19 protein-coding genes and 1 pseudogene are annotated in these 24,544 nt (G+C 68.3%); 16 read left to right on the top strand and 4 right to left on the bottom strand.

Features of this window, described 5'->3' with window-relative positions; all coding sequences use genetic code 11:
* The first annotated feature begins 378 nt into the window (after nt 1-378).
* The 3 genes from ACWC5O_RS17020 to clpX all read left to right on the top strand — a co-directional run bounded on the left by ACWC5O_RS17020 (nt 379) and on the right by clpX (nt 3,187).
* Complete coding sequence (locus ACWC5O_RS17020) at nt 379-984, top strand: ATP-dependent Clp protease proteolytic subunit (protein WP_450580754.1); 606 nt, start codon at nt 379-381, stop codon at nt 982-984.
* 67 nt (nt 985-1,051) lie between these two features.
* Nucleotides 1,052-1,717: an ATP-dependent Clp protease proteolytic subunit gene (locus tag ACWC5O_RS17025; protein WP_450580682.1), complete on the top strand. Its 666-nt coding sequence runs from the start codon at nt 1,052-1,054 to the stop codon at nt 1,715-1,717.
* Between the two features lie 183 nt (nt 1,718-1,900).
* Nucleotides 1,901-3,187: an ATP-dependent Clp protease ATP-binding subunit ClpX gene (clpX, locus tag ACWC5O_RS17030; protein WP_067003552.1), complete on the top strand. Its 1,287-nt coding sequence runs from the start codon at nt 1,901-1,903 to the stop codon at nt 3,185-3,187.
* Between the two features lie 107 nt (nt 3,188-3,294).
* Here clpX and ACWC5O_RS17035 read toward each other — a convergent pair whose 3' ends face one another.
* Both ACWC5O_RS17035 and ACWC5O_RS17040 read right to left on the bottom strand, forming a co-directional pair.
* Complete coding sequence (locus ACWC5O_RS17035) at nt 3,295-3,603, bottom strand: hypothetical protein (protein WP_450580683.1); 309 nt, start codon at nt 3,601-3,603, stop codon at nt 3,295-3,297.
* Between the two features lie 380 nt (nt 3,604-3,983).
* A complete protein-coding gene (locus ACWC5O_RS17040) occupies nt 3,984-4,946 on the bottom strand; it encodes a hypothetical protein (protein WP_450580684.1) in 963 nt (320 codons plus the stop codon).
* Nucleotides 4,947-5,083: 137 nt separating this feature from the next.
* On the opposite strand from ACWC5O_RS17040, the gene ACWC5O_RS17045 reads away from it, so the two are divergent.
* From ACWC5O_RS17045 to ACWC5O_RS17100, 12 genes are all read left to right on the top strand, one after another.
* Entirely contained in the window at nt 5,084-7,708 is a 2,625-nt protein-coding gene (locus tag ACWC5O_RS17045) for a valine--tRNA ligase (protein ID WP_450580685.1), read from the top strand.
* A gap of 409 nt (nt 7,709-8,117) precedes the next feature.
* Nucleotides 8,118-9,632, top strand: a complete 1,515-nt coding sequence (gene folC / locus ACWC5O_RS17050) for a bifunctional tetrahydrofolate synthase/dihydrofolate synthase (RefSeq protein ID WP_450580686.1) — start codon at nt 8,118-8,120, stop codon at nt 9,630-9,632.
* Between the two features lie 9 nt (nt 9,633-9,641).
* Nucleotides 9,642-9,998, top strand: a complete 357-nt coding sequence (locus ACWC5O_RS17055) for a DUF4233 domain-containing protein (RefSeq protein ID WP_450580687.1) — start codon at nt 9,642-9,644, stop codon at nt 9,996-9,998.
* Between the two features lie 62 nt (nt 9,999-10,060).
* Entirely contained in the window at nt 10,061-10,474 is a 414-nt protein-coding gene (gene ndk, locus ACWC5O_RS17060) for a nucleoside-diphosphate kinase (RefSeq protein ID WP_450580688.1), read from the top strand.
* 330 nt (nt 10,475-10,804) lie between these two features.
* Nucleotides 10,805-11,824, top strand: coding sequence for a rod shape-determining protein (locus ACWC5O_RS17065; protein WP_031158632.1), 1,020 nt, complete (start codon nt 10,805-10,807; stop codon nt 11,822-11,824).
* A 162-nt stretch (nt 11,825-11,986) separates the two neighbouring features.
* Entirely contained in the window at nt 11,987-12,928 is a 942-nt protein-coding gene (gene mreC / locus ACWC5O_RS17070) for a rod shape-determining protein MreC (protein ID WP_450580689.1), read from the top strand.
* Between the two features lie 13 nt (nt 12,929-12,941).
* A complete protein-coding gene (gene mreD / locus ACWC5O_RS17075; protein ID WP_450580690.1) occupies nt 12,942-13,619 on the top strand; it encodes a rod shape-determining protein MreD in 678 nt (225 codons plus the stop codon).
* 80 nt (nt 13,620-13,699) lie between these two features.
* Nucleotides 13,700-15,949, top strand: coding sequence for a penicillin-binding protein 2 (gene mrdA, locus ACWC5O_RS17080; protein WP_450580691.1), 2,250 nt, complete (start codon nt 13,700-13,702; stop codon nt 15,947-15,949).
* A complete protein-coding gene (rodA, locus tag ACWC5O_RS17085; RefSeq protein ID WP_450580692.1) occupies nt 15,946-17,142 on the top strand; it encodes a rod shape-determining protein RodA in 1,197 nt (398 codons plus the stop codon). Before mrdA ends, rodA begins: the two co-directional genes overlap by 4 nt.
* 112 nt (nt 17,143-17,254) lie before the next feature.
* The gene (locus ACWC5O_RS17090) at nt 17,255-18,757 is read left to right on the top strand and encodes a CYTH and CHAD domain-containing protein (RefSeq protein ID WP_450580693.1); all 1,503 of its coding nucleotides are present in this window, start codon (nt 17,255-17,257) and stop codon (nt 18,755-18,757) included.
* A gap of 73 nt (nt 18,758-18,830) precedes the next feature.
* Nucleotides 18,831-20,759, top strand: coding sequence for a TIGR03960 family B12-binding radical SAM protein (locus tag ACWC5O_RS17095; RefSeq protein WP_450580694.1), 1,929 nt, complete (start codon nt 18,831-18,833; stop codon nt 20,757-20,759).
* A 280-nt stretch (nt 20,760-21,039) separates the two neighbouring features.
* The gene (locus ACWC5O_RS17100; protein WP_393466918.1) at nt 21,040-21,975 is read left to right on the top strand and encodes a DUF5996 family protein; all 936 of its coding nucleotides are present in this window, start codon (nt 21,040-21,042) and stop codon (nt 21,973-21,975) included.
* 58 nt (nt 21,976-22,033) lie between these two features.
* Here the strand turns inward: ACWC5O_RS17100 and ACWC5O_RS17105 are convergent.
* A pseudogene (locus ACWC5O_RS17105) lies at nt 22,034-22,503 on the bottom strand (VOC family protein).
* A gap of 982 nt (nt 22,504-23,485) precedes the next feature.
* Here ACWC5O_RS17105 and ACWC5O_RS17110 point away from each other — a divergent pair.
* Nucleotides 23,486-23,716, top strand: coding sequence for a hypothetical protein (locus ACWC5O_RS17110; RefSeq protein WP_450580695.1), 231 nt, complete (start codon nt 23,486-23,488; stop codon nt 23,714-23,716).
* Nucleotides 23,717-23,758: 42 nt separating this feature from the next.
* Here the strand turns inward: ACWC5O_RS17110 and ACWC5O_RS17115 are convergent, their stop codons facing one another.
* Nucleotides 23,759-24,442 carry a hypothetical protein gene (locus ACWC5O_RS17115; protein ID WP_450580696.1) on the bottom strand — a complete coding sequence of 228 codons (684 nt, stop codon included), beginning with the start codon at nt 24,440-24,442 and terminating at the stop codon, nt 23,759-23,761.
* Between the last annotated feature and the right edge of the window lie 102 nt (nt 24,443-24,544).

Here is a 24,544-nt window from a genome sequence, read left to right on the forward strand (position 1 = left end):
GTACGACGGGCCCCTGGGGGAGTTTCTCCCGGGGGCCCGTCTGTCGTACCTGGCGGCTGCCGCCCCAAAGGGGCGCGGGGCTGTACCGAGGCGCGGGGCTGTATCGACATGCGGCTCCGCCGGGGGCGCGACCAGCCCCTACGCACCCGCGGCCCGACGATCTCCCCACCACCCCCCGCAAACCGCACCGGCCAAACCGGCGGAGCCCTCCGCTACGCCCCCGGCGAACACCCGCTTCTCCGGGATTCACCGAAGCGGCCTGAGCGTTAGGGTCCATGAATACGAGGGCAAGCTGGAGTTCCCGCTAAGCCCCGGCAGGACTACGTGAGACGGCCCGGCGCCGTCGCAAGACGAGCAGGTGGATACGTGACGAATCTGATGCCCTCCGCCGCCGGCGAGCCTTCCATCGGTGGTGGCCTCGGCGACCAGGTCTACAACCGGCTGCTCGGCGAGCGGATCATCTTCCTCGGCCAGCAGGTTGACGACGACATCGCCAACAAGATCACCGCTCAGCTGCTGCTCCTTGCGGCCGACCCCGACAAGGACATCTACCTCTACATCAACAGCCCCGGCGGTTCGGTGACGGCCGGCATGGCGATCTACGACACCATGCAGTACATCCCGAACGACGTGGTCACGATCGGCATGGGCATGGCGGCCTCGATGGGCCAGTTCCTGCTCACCGGCGGCACCGCCGGCAAGCGCTTCGCCCTGCCGCACACGGACATCATGATGCACCAGGGCTCCGCGGGCCTGGGCGGTACGGTCTCGGACATCAAGATCCAGGCCCAGTACCTGCTGCGCACCAAGAAGACCATGTCCGAGCTGACCGCGCTGCACTCCGGCCAGACCGTCGAGACGATCATCCGCGACGGCGACCGCGACCGCTGGTTCACCCCGGAAGAGGCCAAGGAGTACGGTCTCATTGACGAGATCATCACGCACGCCTCGGGTGTTCCGGGAGGCGGCGGCACCGGTGCCTGACCGGCCTGGCCACGCCACGCACCGCCGAGACCCCAGCCCCCCGAACGCCACCAGGACGGTGAACCCCATGAGCAACTTCCCCGGCGCCGCCAGCGGCATGTACGAAGGGCCCCGGCCCGACAGCCGCTACGTCATCCCGCGTTTCGTCGAGCGCACATCCCAGGGCATCCGCGAGTACGACCCGTACGCGAAGCTCTTCGAGGAGCGCGTGATCTTCCTGGGCGTCCAGATCGACGACGCCTCCGCCAACGACGTCATGGCGCAGCTGCTGTGCCTGGAGTCGATGGACCCGGACCGGGACATCTCGATCTACATCAACAGCCCCGGCGGCGACATGACCGCCCTCACGGCGATCTACGACACGATGCAGTTCGTGAAGCCCGACATCCAGACGGTGTGCATGGGCCAGGCGGCCTCCGCCGCGGCCATCCTGCTCGCCGCCGGTACGCCGGGCAAGCGCATGGCGCTGCCGAACTCGCGCGTGCTGATCCACCAGCCGGCAGGCTCCACCGGCCGCGGTCAGCTCTCCGACCTGGAGATCATCGCCAACGAGTTCACCCGGATGCGTGAGCAGCTGGAGAACATGCTGGCCAAGCACTCCAACCAGCCGATCGAGAAGATCCGCGAGGACATCGAGCGCGACAAGATCCTCACGGCCGAGGAGGCGCTCGAGTACGGCATCATCGACCAGATCATCTCCACCCGGAAGATGAACAACGCCTCGGTCCGCTGACGCGGGTCGGCGTCTTCGTCGACGTATTCTCTGCCCCTCTTGGCACGGTGCACGTCAAAGTGAACCCTGCCAAGGGGGGCCCGAACACAGGGCCCGGCAAGGTACCGTCGGACATAAGGCAGCACCAGGAGCCGCTGGATTCGAAAGCGTCCAGGCGTCTCCCAGGCGAAGGGGAAGCACACCGTGGCACGCATCGGTGACGGCGGCGATCTGCTCAAGTGCTCGTTCTGCGGCAAGAGCCAGAAGCAGGTCAAGAAGCTCATCGCAGGGCCCGGTGTGTACATCTGCGACGAGTGCATCGATCTCTGCAACGAGATCATCGAGGAGGAGCTCGCCGAGACGAGCGAGGTGCGCTGGGAGGAACTCCCGAAGCCCCGCGAGATCTACGAGTTCCTGGAAGGCTACGTAGTCGGCCAGGAAGCGGCGAAGAAGGCCCTCTCCGTCGCGGTGTACAACCACTACAAGCGGGTCCAGGCAGGCGAGAACGGCGGCGCCCAAGGCCGCGACGACGCCATCGAGTTGGCGAAGTCCAACATCCTTCTGCTCGGCCCCACGGGCTCCGGCAAGACCCTCCTCGCGCAGACCCTGGCCCGCATGCTGAACGTCCCGTTCGCCATCGCCGACGCGACGGCGCTGACGGAGGCGGGCTATGTGGGCGAGGACGTCGAGAACATCCTGTTGAAGCTGATCCAGGCGGCGGACTACGACGTCAAGAAGGCCGAGACGGGGATCATCTACATCGACGAGATCGACAAGGTCGCGAGGAAGAGCGAAAACCCTTCCATCACCCGCGACGTCTCGGGCGAGGGTGTCCAGCAGGCCCTGCTCAAGATCCTCGAGGGCACCACGGCCTCCGTCCCGCCCCAGGGCGGCCGTAAGCACCCCCACCAGGAGTTCATCCAGATCGACACGACGAACGTCCTGTTCATCGTGGGCGGTGCCTTCGCGGGCCTGGAGAAGATCATCGAGTCCCGGGCCGGCGCTAAGGGCATCGGCTTCGGCGCGACGATCCGCTCCAAGCGCGAGCTGGAGGCCAAGGACCAGTTCGAGGACGTCATGCCCGAGGACCTGGTCAAGTTCGGCATGATCCCGGAGTTCATCGGCCGCCTGCCCGTCATCACGAGCGTCCACAACCTGGACCGCGAGGCCCTGCTCCAGATCCTGGTCGAGCCCCGCAACGCGCTCGTCAAGCAGTACCAGCGCCTCTTCGAACTCGACGGCGTGGAGCTGGACTTCGAGCGCGAGGCCCTGGAGGCCATCGCCGACCAGGCCATCCTCCGCCAGACCGGCGCCCGCGGCCTGCGCGCCATCATGGAGGAGGTCCTCATGTCGGTGATGTACGAGGTCCCGTCCCGCAAGGACGTGGCGCGGGTCGTCATCACGGCGGATGTCGTCCACTCGAACGTGAACCCGACCCTGATCCCGCGGGACGCCCGCGGGCGGGGCTCGGGGGAGCAGAAGACGGCGTGAGAACCTGGGGCATTGCCCCCTGATACGGAAAGACCGCCACCTCTTGCGAAGTGGCGGTCTTTCCGTGTCGCTCCCGGTCCGCGCAGGTCCGTTCGGCGGCAGGTAGCTCAGTGGGCGCGGATGCAGGCCACCTGAGCGATTCCGTTCTCGACCCCGATCTCGACGAGCCCCTTCCAGCAAAAGGGGTTCGGGGACCAGCCCACCAGATGAAGCGCCTTGTTCGAACAGGCGGCCTTCACCTTGGGGCCCACGACGTAGCCGTGCGCCGCTACATAATTGGTGCAGCCAGAGTAGTAACTGGCCGCTGCCGTCGGCGTGGCCGCTGCCGCCGGCGTGGCCGTTGCGACCGGTACGAGGACGGCGGCCGCAGTGATGCCCGCTGCTGCCAGCGCTTGGCCAACCCGCAGTGATCTCATCGCAAATCCCTATTCCGTAGAGTCCCTCCTGACGCGGACAAGACAAACATGAATCGGTCGCGTGTGCGGATGGGATTGTGCGGCTCTTGGCTGAAATGTTCTGTTGTGCGGGGCGTGTTCATCGGCGGAGACAGAGGGGTTGAGGGACAGCGATCCGGCACCTGCTGCCCAGGGTGCTGTGGTGGGCCGTCCGGCGGAGCGTAGGGCGAGCGCTTGCTGCGGATGTGCCGATATGGCTGGTTTTCCTTGCCGGTGCGAGGCCTTCGTGCGATGTGTACGCCCTCGTGCTGCTTCCTGGTGGCGCCTACGGCTGCCTGCCCGTGGCGCGCGAAGGGCCCCGGTCGCTCGACCGGGGCCCGTTCCTGGAACGACTGACGGTGTCAGGCCTTGACGCGCACGTCGTCGCGCAGCTTGGCAGCGACCTGCGCCGTGTCGTCGATCGAGCCGCCTTCGCCCGAGGCGAGGGAGGCGACGCTGTACGCCGAGACAATGGCGACGGTGCTGTGGTCGCCCCAGATGCACACCGGCATCTTCATCGTCTTCGGCACCCCGGCCTCCGAGGACGAGCTGCCGCTGTCGAGCTGAGCCACCTGGCACTTCATGATGCCGTTGGAGAAGCCTGCCGGGTGGACGGTTTCGGGGCTGCCGATCAGCTTGCCCTTGACGTCGGAGTCGCTCTGGTCCTTCTCGGACTCCGACTTGACCTTGGCGAACATGGCGTCGATGACCGCGCCAGGGTCGTCGACGGTCCCGTACACACCGCTGAAGGTGAGACCCTTCATGGTCAGGCCCTTGCCGTTCTCGTACTTGGCGCTCACCTGCTTGGGGTTCTTCACCCCCCACTTCTCGAAGTCGGACGCGTCCGAGTCGCTCATGTCGTTCGAGGACCCCGAGTCGGCGGACTTCGAGTAGGTCTGGCTGATCACCCTGTCCGGCGTGATCAGCTTGTGCGGGCCGTCGTCCGCGACGTCGCTGCTGCCGCTCTTGTTGAGCAGGAAGGCCGCGCCCACCGCGACCGCCGCGACGACCGCCACCGCCCCGATGATCAGGCCCGTCTTCTTCTTGCCGCCGCCCGGAGCCGGCGGCTGCGGGACGCCGTAGGGCTGCTGGCCGTAGGGGCCGGGCTGCTGGCCGTACGGGTTCGGCTGCTGCGGCACGCCCTGCTGCGGGTAGCCGTAGCCGGGCTGCGGCGGGGCCGGAGGAGCCTGCTGGGGGTAGCCGTAGCCGGGCTGGGGTGCCTGCGGCTGCTGGCCGTAGGGACCCGGCTGGCCGTAGGGACCAGGCTGCCCCGGCTGACCGTAGGGCGGCTGCTGGCCGTACGGGCCCGGCTGGTTGTTGCTCATTTCTGGGTTCCCCTCCAGATGCTTATGTGTTCCTGACATCCTGGACCAGGCACAGGAAGCACACGGCACCGGGGGCCGCACCGTTACAGAACAAACGCGTTTCGGGACCACCCCGTGACACCTCTAAACTGACCCCCGTGACCGAGAACGCTCAGCAGCAGCCACCCGCGCCCGACACCGAACTGCCGACCCAGTACGCGCCGGCCGATGTAGAGGGGCCGCTGTACGAGCGCTGGGTAGAGCGGGGTTACTTCGAGGCGGACGCGAAGAGCGACAAGCCGCCGTACACGATCGTCATCCCGCCGCCGAACGTCACCGGCAGCCTCCACCTGGGCCACGCCTTCGAGCACACCCTCATCGACGCCCTGACCCGCCGTAAGCGCATGCAGGGCTACGAGACGCTGTGGCAGCCCGGCATGGACCACGCCGGCATCGCCACCCAGAACGTCGTCGAGCGCGAGCTCGGCAAGGAGGGCAAGTCCCGGCACGACCTCGGCCGCGAGGCCTTCGTCGAGCGCGTCTGGCAGTGGAAGGGCGAGTCCGGCGGGCAGATCTCCGGGCAGATGCGTCGCCTCGGTGACGGTGTCGCCTGGTCGCGCGAGCGCTTCACGATGGACGAGGGCCTCTCCCAGGCCGTCCAGACCATCTTCAAGCGGCTCTACGACGACGAGCTGATCTACCGCGCCGAGCGCATCATCAACTGGTGCCCCCGCTGTCTGACGGCGATCTCCGACATCGAGGTCGAGTACCAGGACGACGACGGCGAGCTGGTCTCCATGAAGTACGGCGAGGGGGACGACGCCATCGTCGTCGCCACGACCCGTGCCGAGACCATGCTCGGTGACACCGCCGTCGCCGTTCACCCCGACGACGAGCGGTACAAGCACCTGGTCGGCAAGCAGATCCGGCTGCCGCTCACCGACCGCTTCATCCCGGTCGTCGCCGACACGCACGTCGACCCCGAGTTCGGCACGGGCGCCGTCAAGGTCACCCCGGCCCACGACCCGAACGACTTCGAGATCGGCCAGCGGCACGACCTGCCGTCCATCACGATCATGGACGAGCACGCCGTCATCACCGCCCACGGTCCCTTCCAAGGCCTGGACCGCCTCGAGGCCCGCTCCGCCATCGTCGCCGCGCTGCGCGCCGAGGGCCGGATCGTCGCCGAGAAGCGGCCGTACGTCCACAGCGTCGGCCACTGCTCGCGCTGCAAGACCACCATCGAGCCCCGCCTGTCCATGCAGTGGTGGGTCAAGGTCGGCCCGCTGGCGAAGGCCGCCGGTGACGCCGTCCGCGAGGGCAAGGTCAAGATCCATCCGCAGGAGATGGAGAAGCGGTACTTCGACTGGGTCGACAACCTCCACGACTGGTGCATCTCGCGGCAGTTGTGGTGGGGCCACCGCATCCCCGTCTGGTACGGCCCGAACGGCGAGGTCGTCTGCGTCGGTCCCGACGACGAGGCCCCGACCGGCGAGGGCTGGCACCAGGACACCGACGTCCTCGACACCTGGTTCTCCTCCGGCCTGTGGCCCTTCTCCACGCTGGGCTGGCCCGAGCAGACCGAGTCGCTCGCGAAGTTCTACCCGAACTCCGTCCTGGTCACCGGTTACGACATCCTCTTCTTCTGGGTCGCCCGGATGATGATGTTCGGCCTGTACGCGATGGACGGCACCCCGCCGTTCCACACCATCGCCCTGCACGGCATGGTCCGCGACCAGTTCGGCAAGAAGATGTCGAAGTCCTTCGGCAACGCGGTCAACCCGCTGGACTGGATGGACAAGTACGGTTCCGACGCACTCCGTTTCACCCTCGCGCGCGGCGCCAACCCCGGCGTCGACGTCCCGATCGGCGAGGACTGGGTCCAGGGCTCCCGCAACTTCGCCAACAAGATCTGGAACGCGACGCGCTTCGCGCTGATGAACGGCGCGACGGTGGACGGGCCGCTGCCGGACGCCTCCGCCATGTCGGCGACGGACCGCTGGATCCTCTCCCGCCTCAACTCCGTCATCGCCGAAGTCGACGCGTTCTACGACGACTTCCAGTTCGCCAAGCTGTCCGACGCCCTCTTCCACTTCGCGTGGGACGAGGTCTTCGACTGGTACGTCGAGCTGTCCAAGACGACGTTCCAGGCGGGCGGTGAGGCGGCCGAGGTCTCCAAGCGGGTCCTCGGCGAGGTCCTCGACGTCACCCTCAAGCTGCTGCACCCGATCGTCCCGTTCGTGACGGAGACCCTCTGGACCACCCTCACCGGTGGCGAGTCGGTCGTCATCGCGGACTGGCCGACGGACAGCGGCTTCCGTGACGCGGCCGCCGAGCGCGAGATCGAGTCGCTCCAGTCGGTCATCACCGAGGTCCGCCGCTTCCGCGCCGACCAGGGTCTGCAGCCGGGCCAGCGGGTTCCGGCCCGCCTGACGCTGGACGGCACGGCGCTGGCGCCCCACGAGGCCGCCATCCGCCAGCTCCTGCGCCTCCAGCCGGAGGGCGAGTCCTTCACGGCCACGGCCACCCTGCCGGTCGCGGGTGCCGAGGTCGCGCTCGACCTTTCCGGCACGATCGACGTGGCCGCCGAGCGCAAGCGGCTCGCGAAGGACCTGGCCGCCGCGGAGAAGGAGAAGGCCCAGGCCAACGCCAAGCTCGGCAACGAGGCGTTCCTGGCGAAGGCCCCGGACCACGTGGTCGACAAGATCCGCGGGCGCCTGGCCAAGGCCGAGGAGGACATCACCCGCATCCAGTCCCAGCTGGAGAAGCTGCCGCAGGCGTAGCTGCTCGTACGGTGGCGAAGGCCCCGGAACTGCGAGGTTCCGGGGCCTTCGCGTACCCGGGGGTGGGGACCCTTGCCCGCGCTGGCAGGGTGCCGCTGCGCCCACCCTCCCCCAAGCTCTCGGCTTCGCTCGAGCAGGGGGACCCCCATCGCCCCAGCGGCACGAATGCCCGCAGCTACGTGAGGGCGACGGACGGGCCCGCGGCCGGCTGCGGCTGCGTGGCTACGGCGCCCATGCAGCGGACGGCGCCGCAAATCCCCACGGGCGCGGGGTTGTATCGATTTGCGGCTCCGCCGCGTGGGCGCGACAAGCCACGACGCACCCGCACCCGAACGGCAAGCCGAGCCACCCCGAACCGGCCAAAAGAGCCACCGCATCCTTTGTCGGCGCGGCTCCGTAGACTGGCCCTGTGAGCGACCTCCCACACGAAAACGACCAGCCCGACCCCCTCGACGCCTTCGAAGAACTCGTCGCCGAAGAGACCGACCGCGACCCGGACCTCGCGGTGATCGAGGCCGGCAGCCGCACCCTGCGCACCCAGGGCGGCCCGCCGCAGGCCGACGTACCCGCGCGGCCGGAGGACCCGGAGGTCGACAGGGCCCTGCGCGAGGTCGAGGCGGAGCTGGCAGGCCGCTGGGGCGAGACCAAGCTGGAGCCCTCCGTCAGCCGCATCGCCGCGCTGATGGACGTGCTGGGCGAGCCGCAGCGGTCGTACCCCTCGATCCACATCACGGGCACGAACGGCAAGACCTCCACCGCCCGCATGATCGAGGCCCTGCTCGGCGCCTTCGAGCTGCGCACCGGCCGGTACACCAGCCCGCACGTGCAGTCGGTCACCGAGCGGATCAGCCTGGACGGCGCCCCGATCTCCGCCGAGCGGTTCATCGAGACGTACCAGGACATCAAGCCCTATGTCGAGATGGTCGACGGCCAACAGGAGTACCGGCTCTCGTTCTTCGAGGTCCTCACCGGCATGGCGTACGCCGCCTTCGCGGACGCGCCCGTCGACGTCGCCGTCGTCGAGGTCGGCATGGGCGGCAGCTGGGACGCGACGAACGTGATCGACGGCGACGTCGCGGTGATCACCCCCATCGCCCTCGATCACACCGACCGGCTCGGCGCGACGCCGGGCGAGATCGCCGGTGAGAAGGGCGGCATCATCAAGCAGGACGCGACCGTGATCCTGGCGCAGCAGCCGGTGGACGCGGCGCAGGTGCTGCTGAAGAAGGCCGTCGAGGTGGACGCGACCGTGGCCCGGGAGGGGCTGGAGTTCGGCGTCGTGGCCCGGCAGGTCGCGGTCGGCGGCCAGCTGGTCACCCTGCGCGGTCTGGGCGGCGAGTACCCCGAGGTGTACCTGCCCCTGCACGGCGCCCACCAGGCGCACAACGCGGCCGTGGCGCTCGCCGCCGTGGAGGCGTTCTTCGGGGTCGGCGCGCTGCGCGCGGAGCAGCTGGACATCGACACCGTGCGCAAGGCCTTCGCGGCCGTGTCCTCGCCGGGCCGGCTGGAGGTCGTACGGCGCTCTCCCACGATCGTGCTGGACGCGGCGCACAACCCGGCGGGCGCCGAGGTCACCGCCGAGGCCGTACGGGAGGCGTTCGACTTCAGCCGGCTGATCGGTGTGGTCGGGGCGAGCGCCGACAAGAACGTACGGGGGCTGCTGGAGGCTTTCGAGCCGATCTTCGCCGAGGTCGTCGTCACGCAGAACTCCACGCACCGCGCCATGGACGCGGACGAGCTGGCCGCGATCGCCGTCGAGGTGTTCGGCGAGGACCGGGTCCAGGTCGAGCCGCGGTTGCCCGAGGCTCTGGAGGCCGCGATCACGCTTGCCGAGGAGGAGGGCGAGTTCGCGGGCGGCGGGGTGCTGGTCACCGGTTCGGTCATCACGGTGGGCGAGGCCCGCCTGCTCCTGGGCAAGGGCTGAGGTTCCGTCGTGCGTACGCTCTGTTCATCGACGCTGATCGGCGAGTTCTTCATCATCGGGTTCGCCGGGCTGGTGGCCATGAAGGACCCGGACCTGTCCACGTCGACGGTGTGGCTGGTCAGCGGTGTCGCCATGGTCCTGTGCGTGCTGCTGTGCGGCATGGTGACCCGGCCGGGCGGCGTGGCCCTCGGCTGGGCCCTGCAGCTCGCCCTGATCGCCTCCGGTGTCTTCGTCCCGACGATGTACTTCATGGGCGCGGTCTTCGCGGCGCTGTGGTGGGCGTCGGTGCACTACGGCAGAAAGGTCGACGAGGCCAAGGCCCGTTTCGCGGCGCAGGCCGAGTCCTCTACACCTGACGCTGCGTGACAGCGACACGGACACGCCCTGTAACCTCGTCCCACCGCACACGTCAGTCGTAAGGAGCCCCCGTGAGCCAGCGCACCCTCGTCCTGCTCAAGCCCGACGCCGTCCGTCGCGGCCTGACCGGCGAGATCATCAGCCGTATCGAGCGCAAGGCCGGCTGGCAGATCACCGCGCTGGAGCTGCGCACCCTGGACCAGGACACGCTGGAGCAGCACTACGGCGAGCACAAGGGCAAGCCCTTCTACGAGCCGCTGGTGGAGTTCATGTCCTCCGGTCCGGTCGTCGCGCTGATCGTCGAGGGCGAGCGGGTCATCGAGGGTCTGCGCGCGCTCGCCGGCCCGACCGACCCGATCGCCGCCGCGCCCGGCTCCATCCGGGGTGACTACGGTGTGATCGTCCGCGAGAACCTGATTCACGCCTCCGACTCGGAGGAGTCGGCCGAGCGCGAGGTGAAGATCTTCTTCCCGGGCCGCGCCTGAGTCCCGAGGCGCGCCTGAGCGCCATCCGGCGGATTTTCCGCGAATTTTTCTGAGGGGACGTCAACTCCGCTCGGAGTCCTGACCAGGGGCGGCCGTACGTTTTCGGCCGTCCTTTGGCATATGCGTTGCCGATCGGGGGAACGTGTGCCCCCGATGGGCCGTCTCCACAAGCGAGGCGGCGCGCCATCTGCTGACAATGGCGAAGACCCTCGCGCAGTGTTCGTGCAGGCGCGTTTACGATGGAAGCCTTCACGTCACAGCACCCGCCTCGCCGACCTGATATGCCCTCAAAAGCTTCGGAAGGCCAGATGAATCCGGATGGGGAACTCAATGTCGTTCATCGGCCGTGACATGGCTGTCGACCTCGGGACCGCCAACACGCTGGTGTACGTCAGGGGTCGCGGAATCGTGCTCAACGAGCCGTCCGTCGTCGCGATCAACACCAACACCGGTGGCATTCTCGCGGTCGGTGCCGAGGCGAAGAAGATGATCGGCCGCACGCCGGGCAACATCGTCGCCGTGCGTCCGCTCAAGGACGGTGTCATCGCCGACTTCGAGATCACCGAGCGGATGCTCCGCTACTTCATCCTGAAGATCCACAAGCGGCGGTATCTCGCCCGGCCGCGGGTCGTCGTCTGTGTGCCCTCGGGCATCACGGGCGTCGAGCGCCGCGCGGTCATCGAGGCGTCCTCCCAGGCCGGTGCCCGCCAGGTGCACATCATCGAGGAGCCCATGGCGGCCGCCATCGGCTCCGGCCTGCCGGTCCACGAGGCCACCGGCAACATGGTGGTGGACATCGGCGGCGGCACCACGGAGGTCGCGGTCATCTCGCTCGGCGGCATCGTCACCGCCCAGTCCATCCGCGTCGCGGGCGACGAACTGGACAACGCGATCATCCAGTACATCAAGAAGGAGTACAGCCTCCTGCTGGGTGAGCGGACGGCCGAGCAGATCAAGATCACGATCGGCTCGGCGTACGACCTCGACGCCGACGAGCACACCGAAGTCCGCGGCCGGGACCTGGTCTCCGGGCTGCCGAAGACCGTCGTCATCTCGGCCGCCGAGGTCCGCAAGGCGATCGAGGAGCCGGTCAACGCGATCGTCGACGCGGTCAAGACGACCCTCGACAAGTGCCCGCCGGAGCTGTCCGGCGACATCATGGACCGAGGAATCGTTCTGACCGGCGGCGGAGCGCTGCTGCGCGGCCTGGACGAGCGGCTGCGCCGGGAGACCGGCATGCCGATCCACATCGCCGAGGACCCGCTGGACAGCGTCGCGCTCGGCTCCGGCAAGTGCGTCGAGGAGTTCGAGGCGCTCCAGCAGGTCCTGGACGCCCAGCCGCGCAGATGACGCAACTCTTCGATTCCGCCGTACGAGCTGATCTCCTCTCGTACGGCGGATCGTTGGTATAGAGGCATAAGCTCCCACAAATGGACCCCTTGGGTTTGCGCTTCGCCAGTGGCGCCTTGAGGGGTTCCCGAATTCCTACTGAGGAAGGCACGGCCGCCGCACGTGAGGGACACGAAAGAGAGCCGGCTGCTCCTGGTCCTGCTGATCGCCATCGCGTTCGCGTTGATCACGGTGGACATCCGCGGAGGCCGGAACTCGCCGGTCGACGGTGCCCGGCAGGCCGCGGCAACGGTGTTCGGCCCGATCGAGAACGGGCTGTCCTCGGCGGTCGACCCCGTCGGCGACGCCGTCTCCGCCGTCCGTGACTCCGGCAGCCGCCACGACCGGCTCGCCGCGCTGGAGAAGGAGAACGCGGCCCTCAAGGCCAAGCTCGGCAGCGACGACCGCAACCGCAGCCGCCTGGGGCAGCTCGACAAGATGCTGAAGATCGCCGGCGAGGGCCAGTACGGCATCAAGGGCGCCCAGGTCATCGCCATAGGGTCCGCGCAGGGCTTCTCCTGGACCATCACCATCGACGTCGGCGCGAACGACGGCATCAAGCGGGACATGACCGTCCTCAACGGGGACGGCCTCGTCGGCCGGGTCACCACCGTCGGCCCCGACACCTCCACCGTGCTTCTCGCCAACGACCCCGACTTCACCGTCGGCACCCGCATGGAGGGTGGCGACGAACTCGGCTTCGCCTCCGGACAGGGCGACCGCCCGCTGCGCGTCGAACTCCTCAACGGCAAGGCCGAGGTGAAGAAGGGCGACCGGCTCGTCACCTTCGGCTCCCAGGCCGACAAACCCTTCGTGCCGGGCGTGCCGGTCGGCGTGGTCTCCCGCGTCGACCCCTCCGGCGGCGGCCTCACCCGCACGCTCTACGTCACGCCGTACGTCAGCTTCACGCAGCTCGACATCGTCGGCGTGGTCGTCGAGGTCCCGAAGAAGGACCCGCGCGACGAGGTCCTGCCGACCAAGCCCAAACCGATCCCGACACCGACGGTGACCGTCACGGTCACACCGTCCGCCGACGCGAACGCCACCGACGAGCAGCAGCAGTAGGAGCTGAATCCCCATGCGTGTCAACCGGATCCTGCTCTCCAGCGCACTGGTCGTCGTCGCCCTGGTGATCCAGGTGAGCGTTCTCGCCCGCCTGCACCTGCCCGGCGCCGTCCCGGACCTGCTGCTGCTCACCGTCCTCGGCCTGGCCATGGTGTACGGCCATGTGGGCGGCGCCCTCGTCGGCTTCGGCGCCGGCCTGCTCGCCGACCTCGCCCCACCCGCCGACCACGCGGCCGGCCGCTACGCCCTCGTGCTGTGCGTCATCGGCTACGGCGCCGGACTCATCAAGCCGGAGAACGGCCGCCTGAAGTCGGCGACCGGCCCGATGGCGGTCGTGGTCGCCGCCGCCGTCGGCTCAACCCTGCTGTACGCGGGCGTCGGCGCCCTGGTCGGCGACACCGCCGCCCGCCATGTCGGCCTGACCGGGCTGCTGTTCTCGGCCGCCCTGTACGACCTGCTGCTCGCGCCCTTCGTGGTCCCCGGGATCATGTGGCTGGCCCGCCGCTCCGACAACGACCCGCTCGCCGAGACCGGCTCCGCCGCCAAGGCCGGCGACATCTCCTCCGGCTGGCTCTCCTCCGGCACCGGCCTGCGCATCGGCAGCCAGCGCGGCGGCCTCGGCGCCCTCAAGGCCAAGGCCCGCACCCGCTCGACCCGGGTCGGCCGCATCAAGGGGGTCAAGCGGTTGTGAGCACACGGGAGTTGCTCAGAGGCACGCACAGCTTCGTCGTATATGACACGTACACGTACTGAGAGGGGGAGACAGCCGCAGTGACCAACATTCCCGAGACCGGACGGACCCCACGGGTCCAGACCCGGCTGGTCGTGATCCAGATCCTCGTCCTCTCCCTGCTCGGCACGCTCGGCGGCCGCCTGTGGTACCTGCAGATCCGGGAGGGCGCCGAGTACCAGAAGGAGGCCTCGGGGAACCACGTCCAGCAGGTCGTCGACCCCGCCGTGCGCGGCGACATCCTGGACGCCCGGGGCGTCCCGCTCGCCGACAACGAGACCCGACTGGTCGTCTCCGCCTCCCGCACCGACCTGCTCAAGCAGAAGGACGACGGCAGGGCCGTCCTCACCAAGCTGGCCGGCGTCCTCGGGATGAAGCCCGAGGAGGTCAGGCAGAAGGTCCGGCTGTGCGACGCCAAGACCCCGCAGCCCTGCTGGAACGGCTCGCCGTACCAGCCGATCCCGATCACCGACGAGGCAACACCCAAGCAGGCCCTGCAGATCCGTGAGCGCGCCGAGGACTTCCCCGGCATCACCGCCGAGCCGGAGGCCGTGCGCCGCTACGCCGCCCCGGGCAAGTCCAACACCGCCCAGGTCCTCGGCTACCTCTCACCGGTCACCGACGACGAGATCCAGAAGGCCAAGGACACCGACTCGCCCTACCTGCGCTCCGACATGGTCGGCCGCTCCGGCCTCGAGCGCGAGTACGACAAGGTGCTGCGCGGCAAGGCCGGCGTCACCCGCTACGAGGTGGACAACCTCGGCCGGGTCATCGGCAAGGCCAAGTCGGACGCCGCCGAGTCCGGTTCCAACCTGGTCACCAGCATCGACTCCCGGGTGCAGCGGGTCGCCGAGTACGAGCTGGACAAGGCCATGAAGAAGGCCCGTCAGCAGTTCGACAAGATCACCGGCGAGAACTACAAGGCCGACTCCGGTGCCGTCGTGGTGATGGAGGCCAAGACCGGCCGGATCGTCGCCATGGCCTCCGCCCCGACCTACGACCCGAACGTGTGGGTCGGCGGCATCTCCGCCAAGGACTACAAGGCCCTCACCGGTAAGGACAGCGACTACCCGCTGCTCAACCGGGCCATACAGGGTCAGGCGGCGCCCGGCTCGACCTTCAAGGTGGTCTCCACGGCCGCCGCGGTTCAGGCGGGCTACGAGTGGGACGGCGGTTACCCGTGCACCAGTTCCTACTCGGTGGGTGGCCAGGTCTTCAAGAACTTCGAGGGGGAGAGCTTCGGCCCCATCTCCCTCGGCCGCGCCCTGGAGGTCTCCTGCGACACGGTCTTCTACGGCCTCGCCGACCGGGAGTGGAAGAAGGACGGCGGCATCAACCCCAAGAAGGGCCAGCCCAAGGACTGGTTCTTCAAGACCGCCCACCAGTTCGGCCTCGGCAAGGAGACCGGCGTCGACCTGCCCAACGAGGTCACCGGCCGCGTCCCCGACCGCCAGTGGAAGCTCGACTACTGGAAGGCCAACAAGGACGCCTGGTGCAAGTCCGGCAAGAAGGACGGCTCCTACGTCGAGAAGATCGCGTACGAGAACTGTCTCGAAGGCAACAAGATGCGCGAGGGTGACGAGATCAACTACTCCATCGGCCAGGGCGACACCCTCGTCACGCCGATCCAGGAGGCCGTGATCTACGGCGCCGTCGCCAACGGCGGCACCATGTACCACCCGACCATCGGCAAGGCGGTCATCAGCGCGGACGGCAAGACCGTCACGCCGATCAAGCCGCGGAAGTCCGGGAAGCTGCCTGTCAGCCAGGCCACCCTCAAGGGCATGAACGACGCCTTCGCGGGCGTCATCACCCGCGGTACCGCCGCCTGGAAGTTCGGCGGCTGGCCGCAGGACAAGATCGCGCTGCACGCCAAGACCGGTACCGCGGAGGTCTACGGCAAGCAGACCACTGGCTGGCTGGCCACGTACACCAAGGACTACTCGGTGATCATGACGATCGCCCAGGCGGGTACGGGTTCCGGTTCCTCCGGTGAGGCCGTGCGCAACATCTACAGCGCGCTCTACGGCGTCCAGGGCGACGGCTCGATCGACAACAAGAAGGCCCTGCTGCCCGAGCCCCAGAAGGGCCTGCCGAAGGTCCGCACGGACGGCACCGTCGCTGCCCCCAAGGTCACCGGCGACCCGGCGAAGGACGTCGAGGCCTCCCAGCAGGACAACCCCACCAACGACGACACCCAGCAGCCCGCCACCAGCCCCTCGCCCAGCACGGGCAACCGCACCACCCGCAGGCGGCCGCGCCGGAGGGGGAGCCGGAGGACGCTCACATGACCGGCAACAGCTTCTCCGTCTCCGGGTACGGCCCCGAGCGGGCCGGCTGGACCAGGATCTTCGCCCGCGACTCGCTCGCACGCAGGCTGGACTGGCCGATGCTGCTGGCCGCCCTCATGCTGTCGCTGTTGGGCTCGTTGCTGGTGTACTCCGCGACCCGCAACCGTACCGAGATCAACCAGGGCGACCCGTACTACTTCCTGGTCCGCCATCTGATGAACCTCGGCATCGGATTCGCCCTGATGATCGGCACGGTCTGGCTCGGCCACCGTGCCCTGCGCAACGCCGTGCCGATCCTCTACGGCATGTCGCTGCTCGGGGTGCTGCTGGTGCTCACCCCGCTCGGTGCCACCATCAACGGCAGCCGCAACTGGATCGTGTTCGGCGGCGGCTTCTCGCTCCAGCCCGCCGAGTTCGTGAAGGTCTCGATCATCCTGGGCATGGCGATGATACTGGCGGCCCGGGTCGACGCCGGGGACAAGCCGTACCCCGACCACCGCACGGTCGTGCAGGCGCTGGGCCTGGCCGCCGTGCCGATCCTGATCGTGCTTCTCATGCCCGACCTCGGCACGGTCCTGGCCATGGTGGCCATCATCCTGGGCGTGCTGCTCGCCTCCGGCGCCTCCAACCGCTGGATCTTCGGCCTGCTCACCGCCGGTGTGCTCGGCTGTGTCGCCATCTGGCAACTGCACATCCTGGACGAGTACCAGATCAACCGCTTCGCGGCCTTCGCCAACCCGGACCTGGACCCGGCGGGTGTCGGCTACAACACCAACCAGGCCCGCATCGCCATCGGCTCCGGCGGTCTGACCGGCGCGGGCCTCTTCCACGGCTCGCAGACCACCGGCCAGTTCGTGCCCGAGCAGCAGACGGACTTCGTCTTCACGGTCGCGGGGGAGGAGCTGGGCTTCGTCGGCGCCGGTCTGATCATCCTCCTGCTGGGTGTGGTCCTGTGGCGCGCCTGCCGCATCGCGCGCGACTCGACCGAGCTGTACGGCACGATCGTCGCCGCCGGCATCGTCGCCTGGTTCGCCTTCCAGGCCTTCGAGAACATCGGCATGACCCTCGGCATCATGCCGGTCACCGGTCTGCCCCTGCCGTTCGTGTCGTACGGCGGATCGTCGATGTTCGCGGTGTGGGTGGCGGTGGGACTGCTGCAGTCGATCAAGGTGCAGCGGCCGATGTCCGCGTGACGGCGTTCGCCGGGCGGGCGAGGGCGTTCACCAGGTGAATGGCGGAAGTTTTCCCGCCATTCACCCTGGATGGCCCCTGCCCTCCCGGCCGTTCTGCCACTAGATTCAATTCATGGCGGATGCGAAACGCGAGATCGAGCGCAAGTACGAATCCGACGACAGTGGACTGCCCGACCTGACCGGCGTCGGCGCGGTGGCGGACGTCCTCGACAAGGGCCTCGTCGAACTGGACGCCACCTACTACGACACCGCGGACGAGCGGCTGGCCGCCGCAGCCCTCACCCTGCGCCGCCGCACCGGGGGCTCGGACGCGGGCTGGCACCTGAAGTTCCCGGTCGCGCCCGGCGTCCGCGACGAGATCAGGGCGCCGCTCTCCGACACCGTCCCCGACGAGATCGCCGCACTGGTCCGCTCCCGGGTCCGCCACACCGAGCTGGCCCCCCTCGTCCGGCTCCGCTCCGCCCGCGACGTACGCCACCTCGTGGACGCCGACGGCGCGCTGCTGGCCGAGGCGAGCGTGGACTCCGTGACCGCCGAGCGGCTCACCGGCAAGGGCGGGACCGCCCAGTGGACCGAGATCGAGGTGGAGCTGGCCGACGACGGCGATCCGGCCTTCCTCGACAAGGTGGAGAAGCGGCTGCGCAAGGCGGGCGTACGGCGCTCGGAGTCGCCGTCGAAGCTGGCCCGGGCGCTCGAGCAGACCGGCGGTGGCCGGCGGCCCGGCTCCGGGCGGCGCGCCAAGCCCGTGACCGCCGGCGACCACGTCCTCGCCTACGTGCGCGAACAGCGCGAGGCGATCCTCGGGTACGACCCGGGGGTCCGCCGGGAGGTACCGGACTCCGTCCACCAGATGCGGGTGGCCACCCGCCGGATGCGCAGCACCTTCCGCACCTTCGGCACCGTCCTCGACCACGCCGTCACCGACCCCATCGCCACCGAGCTGAAGTGGCTGGCGGGCGAGCTGGGCGTGGGCCGCGACCAGGAGGTGCTGGCGGAGCGCCTGATCACCGTCCTCGACGGCATCCCGCCCGCCCTGGTCGCCGGACCCGTGCACGAGCGGCTCACCACCTGGGCGACCGCCGAACACGACAGCGCCCGCAGCCACGTCGTCCGGATCCTGGACTCCAACCGGTATCTGGCCCTGCTCGACACCCTGGACGCCCTGCTCGCCGACCCGCCGCTCGGGAAGAAAGCGGCGGGCAAGCCGGAGAAGGTGATCGCCAAGGCCGTACGCAAGGACCTCGCGAAGGTCTCCCGCCTGGTCACCGAGGCCCTGGAACAGCCACCCGGCGAGCAACGCGACATCGCCATCCACGAGGCCCGTAAGAAGGCGAAGCGCACCCGGTACGCGGCGGAGGCGGGCATCCCGGCCCTGGGCGGCCCAGCCCGCTCCCTGGCCAAGTCCATGAAGTCCCTGACCAGCCTGCTCGGCGAACATCAGGACAGCGTCATGGCCCGCCACACCCTGCGCGAGCTGTCCGCGGTGGCGCACGCGGCGGGGGAGAGCGCGTTCACGTACGGGCTGCTGTACGGCAGGGAGGAGGCGGCCGCGGCGGCGGCCGAGGCGGAGCTGCCGGGCCTGTGGCGGGAGATCACAGCCGGGGCATCCGTCTGAGCGTACGGGGGAGGCCCGCGATCAGGTTAGGCTTGATGGTCACCCCTGCCAGCTCACGAAGGTAATCCCCGCGATGTCTGTCGAGTCGGTCTTCCCACAGCTCGAAGCTCTGCTCCCGCATGTGCAGAAGCCGATCCAGTACGTGGGCGGCGAGCTGAACTCCACCGTCAAGGAGTGGGACAGCTGCGACGTCCGCTGGGCGCTCATGTACCCGGACGCGTACGAGGTCGGCCTGCCCAACCAGGGCGTCATGATCCTCTACGAGGTACTCAACGAGCAGGAGGGCGTCCTCGCCGAGCGCACCTACAGCGTGTGGCCGGACCTGGAGGCCCTGATGCGGGAGCACGGCGTCCCGCAGTTCACGGTGGACAGCCACCGGCCGGTGAAGGCCTTCGACGTGTTCGGCCTGTCCTTCTCCACGGAGCTGGGCTACACGAACATGCTCACGGCGCTGGACCTGGCCGGCATCCCCCTGGAGTCCAAGGACCGCACGATCGACGACCCGATCGTCCTCGCGGGCGGCCACGCGGCCTTCAACCCGGAACCGATCGCGGACTTCATCGACGCGGCGATCATCGGCGACGGCGAGCAGGCCGTGCTGGACATGACGAAGATCATCCGCGAGTGGAAGGCGGAGGGCTGCCCCGGCGGCCGCGAGGAGGTCCTCTTCCGCCTGGCCAGGACCGGCGCGGTCTACATCCCGGCGTTCTACGACGTCGAGTACCTCCCCGACGGCCGTATCGGCCGCGTGGTCCCCAACAAGTCGGGCGTCCCGTGGCGCGTGTCGAAGCACACGGTCATGGACCTGGACGAGTGGCCGTACCCCAAGCAGCCGCTCGTCCCCCTGGCCGAGACGGTCCACGAGCGCATGTCGGTGGAGATCTTCCGCGGCTGCACCCGAGGCTGCCGCTTCTGCCAGGCCGGCATGATCACCCGCCCGGTCCGTGAGCGCTCGATCACGGGCATCGGCGAGATGGTCGACAAGGGCCTGAAGGCGACGGGCTTCGAGGAGGTGGGCCTGCTGTCGTTGTCGTCGGCCGACCACTCGGAGATCGGCGACATCGCCAAGGGCCTGGCGGACCGCTACGAGGAAGACAAGATCGGCCTGTCCCTGCCGTCGACGCGGGTGGACGCCTTCAACGTCGACCTGGCGAACGAGCTGACGCGCAACGGCCGCCGCTCCGGCCTCACCTTCGCCCCCGAGGGCGGCTCCGAGCGCATGCGCAAGGTCATCAACAAGATGGTCTCGGAAGAGGACCTCATCCGCACGGTCTCGACGGCCTACGGCAACGGCTGGCGCCAGGTCAAGCTGTACTTCATGTGCGGCCTCCCGACCGAGACCGACGAGGACGTGCTGCAGATCGCCGACATGGCGACGCACGTGATCCAGAAGGGCCGCGAGGTGTCGAAGTCCAACGACATCCGCTGCACCGTCTCGATCGGCGGCTTCGTCCCCAAGCCCCACACCCCCTTCCAGTGGGCCCCGCAGCTCTCCGCCGAGGAGACGGACGCCCGCCTGGAGAAGCTCCGCGACAAGATCCGCGGCGACAAGAAGTACGGCCGCTCGATCGGCTTCCGCTACCACGACGGCAAGCCGGGCATCGTCGAAGGCCTCCTGTCCCGCGGCGACCGCCGTATCGGCGCGGTGATCCGCGCGGTGTACGACGACGGCGGCCGCTTCGACGGCTGGCGCGAGCACTTCTCCTACGACCGCTGGATGGCCTGCGCCGACAAGGCCCTGGTTCCCTTCGGCGTCGACGTCGACTGGTACACCACCCGCGAGCGCACCTACGAGGAGGTCCTCCCCTGGGACCACCTCGACTCCGGCCTGGACAAGGACTGGCTCTGGGAGGACTGGCAGGACGCCCTCGACGAGACGGAGGTCGAGGACTGCCGCTGGACTCCTTGCTTCGACTGCGGTGTGTGTCCCGCCATGGACACGAACATCCAGGTGGGTCCGACGGGCAAGAAGCTCCTGCCTTTGACTGTGGTCAACAAGTAGCCGGTCGGGCCTCGTGCGGCAGGGAACGCAGGGGCCCTTCCGCTTTCGGGAGGCAGCGTGTCCGCACCTTCGCTGGGCGATGTGTGGACTTGCGCGCCAGAACCGCTGCGGCCGATCAGCCTTCCCAAGGCGGACAGTGGGGAGCGGGCCGCGCGCTTGGGGCGTCGGTCCCCGCAGCGCTGTTCCGCGGGGCAGACGAAGGGCAGCCTGGCTGGGCAGATGCCTCCGGCCCCGCGGCGCGGGTGCCGGACGCCGCCCACCAGGTCATCATGGGACCGTGATGGAGCTTTTCCCACCGATGCCGTTGACGGAGTGGCGGGACACCAAGGAGACCCTGCACCGCTTCGAACAGATCGTCGGCAAGATCCGCCTGGCGGCGAGCGCCCGGCGCAACCACTGGTGGAATGTCCCGTTCCATGTCACGGGGCGCGGCATCACCACGCGTCCGATGGGTCAGGTCGACGGGAATCCGATCTTCACGATCGACTTCGACTTCGTCGACCACCGGCTCATCGTCGCGACGCTGGACGGCGAAGAGCGGTCCTTCCCGCTTCTCGGCCAGTCCGTCGCGTCCTTCCACGACGCGACCCTGGCCGCCCTGACCGCGCTGGGCGTCCGGGTGGACATCGCCATTCCCAGGCCCTTCGACCTGCCCGACGCCGGCCGACCGTTCGCCCAGGACACCGAGCACGCGACCTACGATCCGCTGGCCGCCAACCGCTACTGGCGGGTCCTGAGCCAGGTGGCGTCCGTGCTGGAGGAGTTCGCGGCGGGCTACTCGGGAAAGAGCAGCCCGGTGCACCACTTCTGGCACACCTTCGACATCGCCCACAGCCGGTTCTCCGGGCGGCAGATCGACCAGCCTCGGCAAGCCGACCCGGTTACCCGGGAGGCGTACTCCAGGGAAGTGATCAGCTTCGGCTTCTGGTTCGGCGACGACACCTTCACCGAGCCCGCCTTCTACTCCTACACCGCCCCCGAACCCGCCGGCCTGGCCGGGGAGCCGCTTAGCCCCGCGGCCGCGCGGTGGGTCACGCGCGGTGACAGCCACCTGGCCGTGCTGCGCTACGACGCGGCCCGCGTCGAGACCGATCCCCGTGCCGCCGTCCTCGCCTTCTACGAAAGCGCCTACCGGGCCGGGGCCGGACGCGCCGGATGGGACATTGCGACGCTCGCGTGCCCCGGAGGCATCACGGACGTGGTCCGGCGGGTCTGACTCCCGGTCCGGAAAGTCCAACGATCGAGCGCGGTGCCTCCCTGATGAGGCTCCGTCGTCAGGTTTCGGTGTCGGTGCGCGCCAGGATGCCTTTGAGCAGCCCCGTGGCCTGGCCCACCTCGATGAGGTAGCCGTCCGGATCGCGCATGTAGCAGCGCAGCTCGGCGCGGCGGTCGATGGGCGGGGTGAGGAACTCGGCCCCTTTGGCGCTCGCCGTGGCGTAGAAGTCGTGGATGTCCGCCACCCGTACGTTCAGGGAAGCTGGAGACGGTGTTGGGGTTCTCTGGTGTGCGCAGGACGACATCGGGTTTGTCGTCGGTGGGCCCGCCGCCTGGGTTCATGATGATCCAGCTGTTGGCGACCTTGACGATGCAGGGGTTCTCGTCCAGCACCACCGTCCAGTATGTCTGCGTAGAACGCGCGCGAGCGAGGGACATCGCTGACCGCGAGGAAGTGCGTGAGCACCAGGCCCTCGGTCGGTGCGGGAAGGTCGTCGGCTGTGGCGCCGGCAGACGTGACGTCGGACATGTATCGAGCGTATGGCCCGCATGGACGTGCGGCATTCTCAGCCGGTGCGTCTCTCGTTGCGTGATGCGGCATTGGAGCGGGCGGGGCCGGGCCGGACACCGGGCGCGGTTTTGGAGCCGTTGGTTTATGCCCGCAGATGGACACGCACATCCAAATCGGCCCGACGGGCAAGAAGTTGCTGCCTCTTACGGTCAAGAACGCGGGTCCGACGCCGGCTTCGAGCGGCCACACGCACTGAGGTGAGCGAGGCACTCGATTGGGTGGTTGAGGCGCTGGCGGGGGTGAGCGAGGACGAGGTGGCCGCTGCGATGGCTGCGGTCGGCGCTTCGCGTCCTCGCCCGCCGGTGCCGGCGGTCTCCTCTCGGACGCCGTTGCCGCGCCCTGGAGGCGCCCCGCAGATCGTCTCCGAGGGGGAATGGGTCTGAGCCGTGTCCGGGCTGTGTGTGACTGTGTGATGCGTTGAGGCCCTTCCCTGGTCGGGAGGGGCCTCAGCGGTGCTTTGGGTAGTCCGCTGCCGGGTCCACGTACAACCTGCAACAATTCGCTCACGCATCCTCCGGTGCCTCTCGAAGGGGTTGCCTTGCTTCGCTTGCGACGACTCAGACAGCCTCCGATATCCGTCCCCGCGGCGGCGTCCCTGGGACTGGTGGTCGTGCTTCTTTGCCTAGACGGGTGTGCTTCCAGCGCGCCAAGGCCGACGGTGACCCGCATGGTAACGGCGACCCCAACCGTGGTCGTGAAGAGCGCCTTGGGCCAACCATCCGCGAGCGCAACTCCCACCCGTGCAGCGTCTGCATCCGCGATAACCAGTTCACTGCCAGCGGCTGCCACCAGTGCCGTCAAGGCGCCCCAGGGAGGCGTGACTCTCGCAGAGTGGCACGATGAAGATGCCAGCAATACGTGCGTCTCCGTCTCAACTCGCTAGGAAAACCGGTCGGATACTGCCGTCAACACCATCACCCAGACGTTCCACACTCTCTACATGCCTAGGCACAAGGACGGCGAGTATCCGCACGAGGTGAACGGGACCGTGAAGACCCTCACCCAGGTTGCTGGCATTGCTCCGTACCAGGAGCGCACCCTCTACTGGCACGTGTGCGCGCCAAAACTCGCCAGCAAGCAGAATCCTCCGCCGTCGGACGGTGCCGACGGTTTCATGAGTGAGATTGGTGCGCAGCCGAAGCGGTACTCCTGGAAGTGGAGCACACCGTAGCTGCATCATCGACGTGCCTCTATCGAGGCGGCTCAGCGGTCTCTAATCCGTGTCCCTCCGGTAGCAGTTTGAGGACTTGCCAGACGAGGTGAACTTGGGCAAGTCGTTGCGGAAGAAGCGGATCGTTTGGTCCGGTGGCTGTGGATTTTGCAGTTCGTTGACCGCCGACTCGGAAATGATCAAGCAAAACCTCTTGATCAAGTGATCACGGCCCCCTGAACGGAGCATTTCAAGGGAGCCTTGGTACTGGCCTGCCTGGTACATCCAGTTGTCGGCCAGGAACTCGAATGATGGCTGTTGAGGTTTGTCCTGGCTAACGATAAATGGGGCTGGATCGGTGCTCCAGTGATTATTGACTGTGTCCGTATCTGGGTCGTAATACCATGTGACGCTCTCCCTCCAATAAAAGACCGGCCGCTTCGAAGAAGCGATAGGCCCGGTAGGGGTGAGCTGCAAGCGCGCATCACGGATTACTTCGACATTCTCGCTCTTGAATCTGGTAGACACGGTCGGCTGCACGTAGAACCGCACACCATTGCCGGATTTTTCGAGGCGCAGTAGGTGGGGAAGCGCCACATCGACCTTGGGTTGGCGCTGCAGCTCAGCGAAGTTGTAGAGAGAAATGGCCAGGGCGACGACAGCTGCACCGGTAGCAGACCACTTGTGAACGGCATCGAATCGTCGCCTCCTGCGAGACCTATTCGGCCTCTGCGCAGCATCTTCCATCCCCCTATTCTGTCCGGAGGGCGCGGTTCTTCGTCAGCTGAGTTACTCCGTCTGGTCAGCGAAAATGACGTCCGAGCGGGGGTTTCACTCATCCTGAGGTGG

The sequence above is a fragment of the Streptomyces sp. NPDC001450 genome, from assembly GCF_053597295.1.